General features: G+C 70.1%; 9 protein-coding genes and 1 pseudogene. 3 read left to right on the forward strand and 7 right to left on the reverse strand.

The features are described 5' to 3' along the window. Positions 1-59: 59 nt before the first annotated feature. A complete protein-coding gene (locus AC5WRL_RS26880) occupies positions 60-539 on the reverse strand; it encodes a VOC family protein (protein ID WP_496091264.1) in 480 nt (159 codons plus the stop codon). A 21-nt stretch (positions 540-560) separates the two neighbouring features. Here AC5WRL_RS26880 and AC5WRL_RS26885 point away from each other — a divergent pair. The 3 genes and pseudogenes from AC5WRL_RS26885 to AC5WRL_RS26895 form a co-directional block, all read left to right on the forward strand. Then, positions 561-1,160: pseudogene (locus tag AC5WRL_RS26885) on the forward strand (CGNR zinc finger domain-containing protein); the annotation flags it as partial. A gap of 399 nt (positions 1,161-1,559) precedes the next feature. Continuing rightward, positions 1,560-1,745, forward strand: coding sequence for a hypothetical protein (locus tag AC5WRL_RS26890; protein WP_496091265.1), 186 nt, complete (start codon positions 1,560-1,562; stop codon positions 1,743-1,745). A gap of 20 nt (positions 1,746-1,765) precedes the next feature. Next, positions 1,766-2,044, forward strand: a complete 279-nt coding sequence (locus AC5WRL_RS26895) for a hypothetical protein (protein ID WP_496091266.1) — start codon at positions 1,766-1,768, stop codon at positions 2,042-2,044. Here the strand turns inward: AC5WRL_RS26895 and AC5WRL_RS26900 are convergent. From AC5WRL_RS26900 to AC5WRL_RS26925, 6 genes are all read right to left on the reverse strand, one after another. After that, positions 2,041-2,835, reverse strand: a complete 795-nt coding sequence (locus tag AC5WRL_RS26900) for a phosphotransferase family protein (protein ID WP_496091267.1) — start codon at positions 2,833-2,835, stop codon at positions 2,041-2,043. The two genes, AC5WRL_RS26895 and AC5WRL_RS26900, sit on opposite strands and share 4 nt — an antisense overlap. Before the next feature lie 143 nt (positions 2,836-2,978). Then, on the reverse strand, positions 2,979-3,911 hold the full coding sequence (gene rarD / locus AC5WRL_RS26905; RefSeq protein ID WP_496091276.1) for an EamA family transporter RarD: 933 nt from the start codon (positions 3,909-3,911) through the stop codon (positions 2,979-2,981). 107 nt (positions 3,912-4,018) lie between these two features. Further along, positions 4,019-4,627: a Uma2 family endonuclease gene (locus AC5WRL_RS26910; RefSeq protein ID WP_496091268.1), complete on the reverse strand. Its 609-nt coding sequence runs from the start codon at positions 4,625-4,627 to the stop codon at positions 4,019-4,021. A 119-nt stretch (positions 4,628-4,746) separates the two neighbouring features. After that, the gene (locus AC5WRL_RS26915) at positions 4,747-5,814 is read right to left on the reverse strand and encodes a 2-oxoacid:ferredoxin oxidoreductase subunit beta (RefSeq protein WP_496091269.1); all 1,068 of its coding nucleotides are present in this window, start codon (positions 5,812-5,814) and stop codon (positions 4,747-4,749) included. Then, positions 5,804-7,732, reverse strand: a complete 1,929-nt coding sequence (locus tag AC5WRL_RS26920) for a 2-oxoacid:acceptor oxidoreductase subunit alpha (RefSeq protein WP_496091270.1) — start codon at positions 7,730-7,732, stop codon at positions 5,804-5,806. Before AC5WRL_RS26920 ends, AC5WRL_RS26915 begins: the two co-directional genes overlap by 11 nt. A 161-nt stretch (positions 7,733-7,893) precedes the next feature. Continuing rightward, positions 7,894-8,553: a response regulator transcription factor gene (locus tag AC5WRL_RS26925; protein WP_496091271.1), complete on the reverse strand. Its 660-nt coding sequence runs from the start codon at positions 8,551-8,553 to the stop codon at positions 7,894-7,896. Between the last annotated feature and the right edge of the window lie 99 nt (positions 8,554-8,652).

Here is an 8,652-nt window from a genome sequence, read left to right on the forward strand (position 1 = left end):
GGCCATTGACGGGGCCGGGCCGGGGCCCGGGGCCGGGCTGGGGCGGGGCCCGGAGGCGGTCAGGCGGCGCAGAAGATGTTGCCCTCGGGGTCGGTCAGCTGCCACCAGTGGCCGGCCATGCCCTGATCGACCTCACGGACCCGGGTGGCGCCCAGGGCTTCGAGGCGTTCGACGAGTTCGGTGAGCTTGCCGGGCTCGCCGTGGACGTCGAGGTGCAGCCGGTTCTTGCCGGCGGTCGGGGCATCGGCCTCCGGCACCTTCTGGAACAGGATGCGGCGCCCTTGGCCGATGCCGGTCGCCGGGTCGTACGGCTCCTCCGGGTGCCGTACGGCGGCCAGCCCCGCCCAGGCGCGCCTGCCGTGGTGCTCGGTGAGGGCGTCCTCGGTGATGTGTCCGGCGGCGAGCAGGCCGTCGATGAGGGCGCTGTTGTCCTCGACCAGATAACCGAGCGCCCCGGCCCAGAAGTCGGCGAGCCGGTGGGCGTCGGCGGCGTCGATGACGAGCTTCCAGTGCAGCGCGGAGGCCGGTGGCGTGGTCATGTAACCGTTTATAGTGGTTACATGGCTGGGAAGGCAACTCCACTCGGCATCCCGCTGCGCTCGGGCTCGGGGCTCTCGTACGTCTTCGACCCCGGTGCCCTCAGCCTTGAGCTGTTGGTGACCGGCGGCCCGGGATGGATGGCGCGCTACGAAGTGCTGCACGCTCCGGAGGACCTGCGGCGCTGGGTCGGGCAGTGTCGGCTGGACCCGACTCCGGGGGTGGCGATCGGCGCCGCCGACGTACGGTCGGCGCGGGCGCTGCGGGACGCGCTGTGGCGCATCGGCCTCGCCCGGGTCGCGGGAGAACCGGCGGCGGGTGCCGATCTGGCCACCCTCAACGCGGCGGCGGCGCGGCCACCCCTGGCGCCACTCATCGACGCGGAGGGAACGGCCGGCTGGGCCGGGCCGGCCACCGGCGGGCAGCTGCTGTCCACGGTGGCCCGGGACGTGATCGCCCTGTTGACCGGCCCGCACGCGGACCGGATCCGGATCTGCGCCGGGGAGAACTGCTCCCTGATGTACGTGGACACCTCCCGCCCCGGCCGCCGCCGCTGGTGCGCGATGGAGAACTGCGGCAACCGCCACAAGGTGCGGGCCCATCGGGCCCGTCGGGAGACGGACGAGACCGCCTACCTGCTGCGTTCACCGGCCCATGCCGGTCGCCTGTCGGCGTCGATCGCCGAGGCGGAGCCCGAACCGGGGGTGGACCGGCTGGGGGATTCCGTCAGCCACCCGTCTCGGCCGACGGCGTCCCCTCACCGGCCGCCGGCTCGTCGGGATGCGGCGGGATGAGCGGCCGGCCGCAGACGGCGTGGGTCCAGTGGACCTCGTCCATGTTCTCGTCGAACCCCCGCCCGGGCCCACGTCCCGGCCGCCCCACCGGAGCGCGCTGCGTCATCGCCCGCCACCTCCCTGCTCGGTGCCCGAAGTAGGGATTCCCGCCCGGGGGCACGGCGATGCCGCAAAGTGGCGGGCGGGGTGTGTCCTACCGTGGGTGCGCTCGTTGGTATGACCGTGAGGATGACACTTTCCCTTCCCGATGATGTCGGTGCGTTTCTGCGCTCGCACGACAATGCCTCGGCCTATGCCGCCGCCGTGCTGCGGCGAGCGATGATCGCCGAGCAGATCAAGAATCACCCGGTGCCGGACTGGAACGATGCCTTCGGCGTGGCCTCCCGTGAGACGTTCTGCGGGACGGATCGGTGAAAAGGGGCCATATCTACCGGGTGTCCCGTGCTGGGCAGGTCGTCGATGTGCTGGTGATCTCCGACGACCTGATCAACGAGCATGTCGGCGGCGCGACCGTGGTGCAGGTGTTTCCGTTCCACGAGCGCACACCGTCCATGCTGAGCGTGCCGGTCGAAGTACCGCTGAAGGGTTTTGTGGTCGCCGATCGCTTCAGTTCGTTCAGCGCGGGCTACTTCGGCGAGGATCTCGGAGCCATGGACGCCGCGTCGATGGAGGCTGTGGAGACCAACATCCGTACGGTGCTGGGGCTCTTCTAGTCCGGCAGCGCGAGGAGGCCGGCCAGGTAGTGCTCCAGGCGGGTCCGGAGGAGGGGCGGGGTGAGGTCCGTGCGGCCCAGGGCGTGCCAGGGGCCGGCGACCTTTTCCGCGTCGGGGGCGTAGGCCAGCGCGTCCAGCAGCCGCCAGTAGCGGCGGTCCCGCCCGGTGGGGGAGAGGGTGCCGCCGGCGTTCTCGTAGTGGGCGGGGAAGCGCAGGCCCGCTTCGGGGCCGTGCAGCAGGGCCAGCGCCGTGGCGCAGTGGGCCACGTCCAGGTCGGCCGGGCCCCAGGAGGTTTCCACCCAGTCGACGACCCCGCTGATGGTCGCGCCGCCGGCCGCGTCCCCGGCGAACAGCACATTGCCCGGGTGGAAGTCCCGGTGCAGAAACCGACCCCGGTACGGCGGTGGCTCGCGGTCGATGGCCGCGATCGCGTGCCGCCACACCTCGGGGCGGCCGGTGCGGTCCGGGCGCCGCACCCGGGCGGGGGTGGTCCACGGCTGGTACGTACGGGGCCGGTCCGCGTTCGGGACCGGGAGGCGGTGGATGCGGGCCAGCTGGCGGGCGAGTTCGGCGGCCCGGGCGTCCGCGCCGGCGTCGGTGAGGCGTACCGCGCCGGGCAGCAGGGTCATCAGCAGCGAGGGGTACGCGCAGTGCGCGGCCGTCGCGTCGACGGCCAGCAGCCGGGCGGCGGGGATGTCCGTACCGTCCAGCAGGGTCAGGACGCTCGCCTCGCGGCCGAGCAGGCCCGCCGCGTGCTGGAGGAAGAAGGTGTCGGTGAAGGTCCGCAGCACCAGCTGCCGCCCGGTGGTGGTGGTCAGCCGGCGGATCTCGGAGGTCCACCCCCCCGGCCAGCGGGGCCGCGGCGGTGATCCGTTCGCCGTCCGCCAGCTGTCGCTCCACCCAGTCCCGGGTCTGCTCGCGCATGCCCCGCAGGTTAGCCGGAGACGGCCTCGGTGGTGGTGGGGGCGGCGGTGGCCGCCGTGGTCGGGGTGTGGACGGCGACCGTGCGGCGGGTACGGCGGGCGGTGCGTACGGCGTCGAAGGTCAGCACGCACAGCGCCGCCCAGATCAGCAGGAAGCCGGCCCAGCGCTCCGGCGGCATCTCCTCGTGGAAGACCAGCAGGCCGAGCAGGAACATCATGGTCGGCGCGATGTACTGCATCATCCCGATGGTGGACAGCGGCAGCCGGACGGCGGCGGCGCCGAAGAAGATCAGCGGCAGGGCGGTGGCCACCCCGCTGGCGACCAGCAGCAGGGCCTGGCCGGGGCCGTCGGCGGTGAAGCTGGAGTCGCCCTGCGCGGTGAGGTAGATCAGATAGCCGAGGGCCGGCAGGAACTGGAAGGCGGTGTCCGCGCTGAACCCCTGGACGCCGTCCAGGGCGGTCTGCTTCTTCACCAGGCCGTAGGTGGCGAAGGAGAGGCTGAGCACGAGGGCGATCCACGGGACCTGGCCGTAGGCGAGGGACATCACCAGCACGGAGGTCAGTCCGATGCCGACCGCCACCCACTGGAGGCGGCGCAGCCGCTCGCCCAGCAGCAGCACGCCGGCGGCGATGGAGAGCAGCGGGTTGATGAAGTAGCCGAGGGAGGATTCCAGCACCCGGTCATTCGCGATGGCCCAGATGAACAGGCCCCAGTTGACCGAGATCAGCGAGGCGGACAGCGCCACCATCGCCAGCCGCTTGGGCTGCCGCAGCAGCTGGGGTATCCAGGACCAGCTGCGGACCACCGCGAGGATGATCAGCACGGTCGGCAGCGACCACACGATGCGGTGCGACAGGATCTCGAAGGCGCCGAGCTCCTCCAGCAGCCGCCAGTACAGCGGCAGCAGCCCCCACATCCCGAACGCCGCGAACCCGAAAGCCATCCCGGCCCGTCCCCCGCCTGCCCCTGAACTCACCGCTGCCTCCTTGTACGACATCAACACCCAAGAAGGTAGCGCCCGGCGGCGGCCATGTCATTCCCGTAGAAGCGCTACGGTCCTGACGGTCCCAGGCGTCGGCGAAGAGCAGTGAGGTCGATGTTGATGGGGAAGGGGCTGTCCAGCTTCAGCTGGTTGTGGTGGATACCGGTGAGCAGGTAGCTCTTGGTGGACGGATCCAGCTCGTAGACGTAGACGACGGGCCGTTCGTTGCCCAGATCATGCTCGACCCGCCAGAAATGCGGGATGCCCACAGCGGCGTACTTGGCCGGCTTCACGTCGCGATCGCGGGCAACCGAACTGTCAGAGACCACTTCGACCGCGAGCAGGATCTCGTCGGGCTGGTAGGTGCTCTGACGCAGTCCGGCGTCAGCGTCAGCGCGAGCGATCAGTACGTCCGGCTCCAGCCGGTTGTACCGGTCGAGGCGCACGGACATGTCCCTCAGCACGTCCCATTCCAGCGGCGCAGCCCTCTCCAGCTCCCGTTCCAGTAGCCGAATGGACAGCACATGGAATTTCAGCTGCGGACTCATAAAGACAAGGCTCCCGTCGATCAGCTCCGTGTGGGGAGGCAGATTCGGCAGCCGGTCCAGGTCCTCGGCGGTGTAGCCATCGACCGGGGGGCGTGGCCACTGGTACTCGGGCTCGTGCTCGACATTCATCACTGCTCCCATGAGCCAGATCCTCGCCGACGATTCCAGCGTACGCGCCAAAAGGGACGATCTCCCACTCGAATGTGTGAGCGGGAGATCGTCGGGTTGACGGATAAGCGCGGCCGGAGTCAGCCGGCGACGGTCCAGGTGTCGGTGCCCTGGAGGAGGGCGGAGAGGTCGCCCTTGCCCCTGCGGGTGACCGCCTCGTCCAACTGGTCCGCCATCAGGTCGTCGTACACCGGGCGCTCCACGCTGCGCAGCACGCCGATCGGGGTGTGGTGCAGGGTGTCCGGGTCCGCCAGCCGGGAGAGGGCGAAGGCCGTGGTGGGGGAGGGGGACGTCGCGTCGTGGACCAGGATCCGGGACGCGTTGTCCGGGGTGACCTCCCGTACCTCCACGTCGCCCGTGTCCACGTTCCGGAACACGCCCTTCGTGCCCAGGCCGTCCTCGCCCGGCAGGCCGAAGCGGATCGGCTCGCCGTGCTCCAGGCGGATCACCGCCTCCTGCGCCCGCTGCTTGTCCTTCAGGGCCTCGAAGGCGCCGTCGTTGAAGATGTTGCAGTTCTGGTAGATCTCGATCAGCGCCGAGCCCTTGTGGGCCGCCGCCGCCCGCAGCACCGAGGTGAGGTGCTTGCGGTCCGAGTCCACCGTCCTGGCCACGAACGACGCCTCGGCGCCCAGCGCCAGTGACACCGGGTTGAACGGGGTGTCCAGCGAGCCCATCGGGGTCGACTTGGTGATCTTCCCGGGCTCGGAGGTCGGGCTGTACTGGCCCTTCGTCAGACCGTAGATCCGGTTGTTGAACAACAGGATCTTCAGATTGACGTTGCGCCGCAGCGCGTGGATCAGATGGTTGCCGCCGATCGACAGCGCGTCGCCGTCGCCCGTGACCACCCACACCGACAGATCGCGCCGCGACGTCGCGAGCCCGGTGGCGATCGCCGGGGCGCGCCCGTGGATGGAGTGCATCCCGTACGTGTTCATGTAGTACGGGAAGCGGCTGGAGCAGCCGATGCCGGAGATGAAGGCGATGTTCTCCTTGGCCAGGCCCAGCTCGGGCATGAAGCCCTGCACGGCCGCCAGCACGGCGTAGTCACCGCAGCCGGGGCACCAGCGGACCTCCTGGTCCGACTTGAAGTCCTTCATCGACTGTTTGGCTTCGGCCTTGGGCACCAGTGACAGCGCTTCAGTGGTCATCGGCGGGGCCCCCTTCGGCCTCCAGGATGGCGTTCGCGAGCTGCTCCGCCTTGAACGGCAGCCCGGTCACCTGCGTGATGGAGTCGATCTCGACCAGATACCTGGCCTGTAGCAGCGAGGCGAGCTGGCCCAGGTTCATCTCCGGGACGACCACCCGGTCGTAGCCGCGCAGCACCTCGCCGAGATTCCCCGGGAAGGGGTTGAGATTGCGCAGGTGGGCCTGCGCCACCGTGCCGCCCGCCCGCCGGATGCGGCGCGCGGCGGCCGTGATCGGCCCGTACGTCGAGCCCCAGCCCAGGACGAGGGTGCGGGCCTCGCCGCTCGGGTCGTCCACCACGACATCCGGAACGGTGATCCCGTCGATCTTCGCCTGCCGGGTGCGCACCATGAACTCGTGGTTGGACGGCGAGTACGAGATGTTGCCCGTGCCGTCCTGCTTCTCGATGCCGCCGATGCGGTGTTCGAGCCCCGGGGTGCCCGGGATCGCCCACGGCCGCGCCAGCGTCTCGGGGTCGCGCTTGTACGGCCAGAAGACCTCGGTGCCGTCGTCCAGCGTGTGGTTCGGCCCGGTGGCGAACCGCACCCGCAGGTCGGGCAGTTCGGAGACCTCGGGGACCCGCCACGGCTCGGACCCGTTCGCCAGGTAGCCGTCGGAGAGCAGGAACACCGGCGTGCGGTACGTCAGCGCGATCCACGCCGCGTCGATTGCCGCCGTGAAGCAGTCCGCCGGGGTGGCCGGCGCCACGATCGGCACCGGGGCCTCGCCGTTGCGCCCGTACATCGCCTGGAGCAGGTCGGCCTGCTCGGTCTTGGTGGGCAGCCCGGTGGACGGGCCGCCGCGCTGGATGTCCACGATCAGCAGCGGCAGTTCGAGCGAGACGGCGAGCCCGATGGTCTCCGCCTTCAGCGCCACCCCGGGACCGGAGGTGGTGGTGACGCCCAGCGCCCCGCCGAAGGCCGCGCCGAGCGCGGCGCCGATGCCGGCGATCTCGTCCTCGGCCTGGAAGGTGCGCACGCCGAAGTTCTTGTGGCGGCTCAGCTCGTGCAGGATGTCGGAGGCCGGGGTGATCGGGTACGAGCCCAGGTACAGCGGCAGATCCGCCTGCTGGGCGGCGGCGATCAGCCCGTACGACAGCGCCAGGTTGCCCGAGATGTTGCGGTACGTACCGGCCGGGAAGGCGGAGGTGGCGGGGGCCACCTCGTACGACACCGCGAAGTCCTCGGTCGTCTCGCCGAAGTTCCAGCCGGCCCGGAACGCCGTGATGTTGGCCTCGGCGATCTCCGGGCGCTTGGCGAACTTCGCCCGCAGGAAGGTCTCGGTGCCCTCGGTCGGCCGGTGGTACATCCACGACAGCAGCCCGAGCGCGAACATGTTCTTGGAGCGGCCGGCTTCCTTGCGGGTCAGCTCGAAGCCCTTGAGCGCCTCGACCGTCAGGGTCGTCAGCGGCACCTGGTGGACGCTGTAGCCCTCCAGGGAGCCGTCCTCCAGCGGATTGGTGTCGTAGCCGACCTTCGCCATCGCCCGGCCGCCGAATTCATCGGTATTGACGATGATCTCCGCGCCGCGCGGCACATCCGCGATATTGGCCTTGAGCGCCGCCGGATTCATCGCCACCAGCACATTGGGGGCGTCGCCCGGGGTGAGGATGTCGTGATCCGCGAAATGCACCTGGAACGAGGACACCCCGGGCAGGGTGCCGGCGGGGGCCCGGATCTCGGCGGGAAAGTTCGGCAGCGTGGACAGATCGTTCCCGAAGGAAGCCGTCTCGGAGGTGAAACGGTCGCCCGTCAGCTGCATGCCGTCGCCGGAGTCGCCCGCGAAGCGGATGATCACCCGGTCCAGGCGCCTCACTTCCTTGGCGTCCGCGTTTCCGCGCTCCTGGCCGGACTGATCGACCTGATCGACCTGGCTGGTCACTGCTTGTAGCCCTCCTTGAGGCGGCCCTTGTCAGCCATCGTACGTGGGTAAGGATCGCCTTACTGAAGCTGATCACATCATGGACGACGGTTCCCGGCCGACCCGAGCCCCGCTCCGGGAGCTTCGGTGATCACCCTCCCCACACCAGCGTCGCAAGTCGGCTAGGAATTCAGATAGGTCAGAACTGCCAGAACCCGGCGGTGATCTGTGTCACTCTGCGCCAAACCGAGCTTCATGAAGATATTGCTCACATGCTTTTCTACCGCACCGTGACTGACCACCAACGCGGCGGCCACCGCCGAGTTCGTCCGCCCCTCCGCCATCAGTCCTAGGACCTCGCGCTCGCGCGGGGTCAGCGCCGCCAGCACATCCTGCTTGCGGCTGCGGCCCAGCAACTGCGCCACCACCTCCGGGTCCAGCGCCGTCCCGCCGCGCGCCACCCGCGTCACCGCCTCGGCGAACTCGCTCACATCCGCCACCCGGTCCTTCAGCAGATAACCCACCCCCCGGCTGGAACCGGCGATCAGCTCCGTCGCGTACTCCTCCTCCACATACTGCGAAAGGACGAGGACGCCAAGCTCCGGGAAGTCGGCGCGCAGCCGCACCGCCGCCCGTACCCCCTCATCGGTGTGGGTGGGCGGCATCCGCACATCGGCCACCACCACATCCGGCAGCTCGCCCCGGGCGGCGAGCTCGCGCACCACCGCCACCAGCGCCTCGCCGTCCCCGACCCCGGCCACCACCTCGTGGTCCCGGTCGGTCAGCAACCGGGTCAGCCCCTCCCTCAGCAGCACCGAATCCTCGGCGATGACCACCCGCACGCTCGTACCCCGTTCCCCGTTTCGCGTTCCGCTGACTGAACCGATGACCTCCCTCCCAGGATCTCACCGGTCGCGCCAGGGCAGCTCGGCGGTGACGGT

Source organism: Streptomyces sp. NTD107, assembly GCF_059510435.1.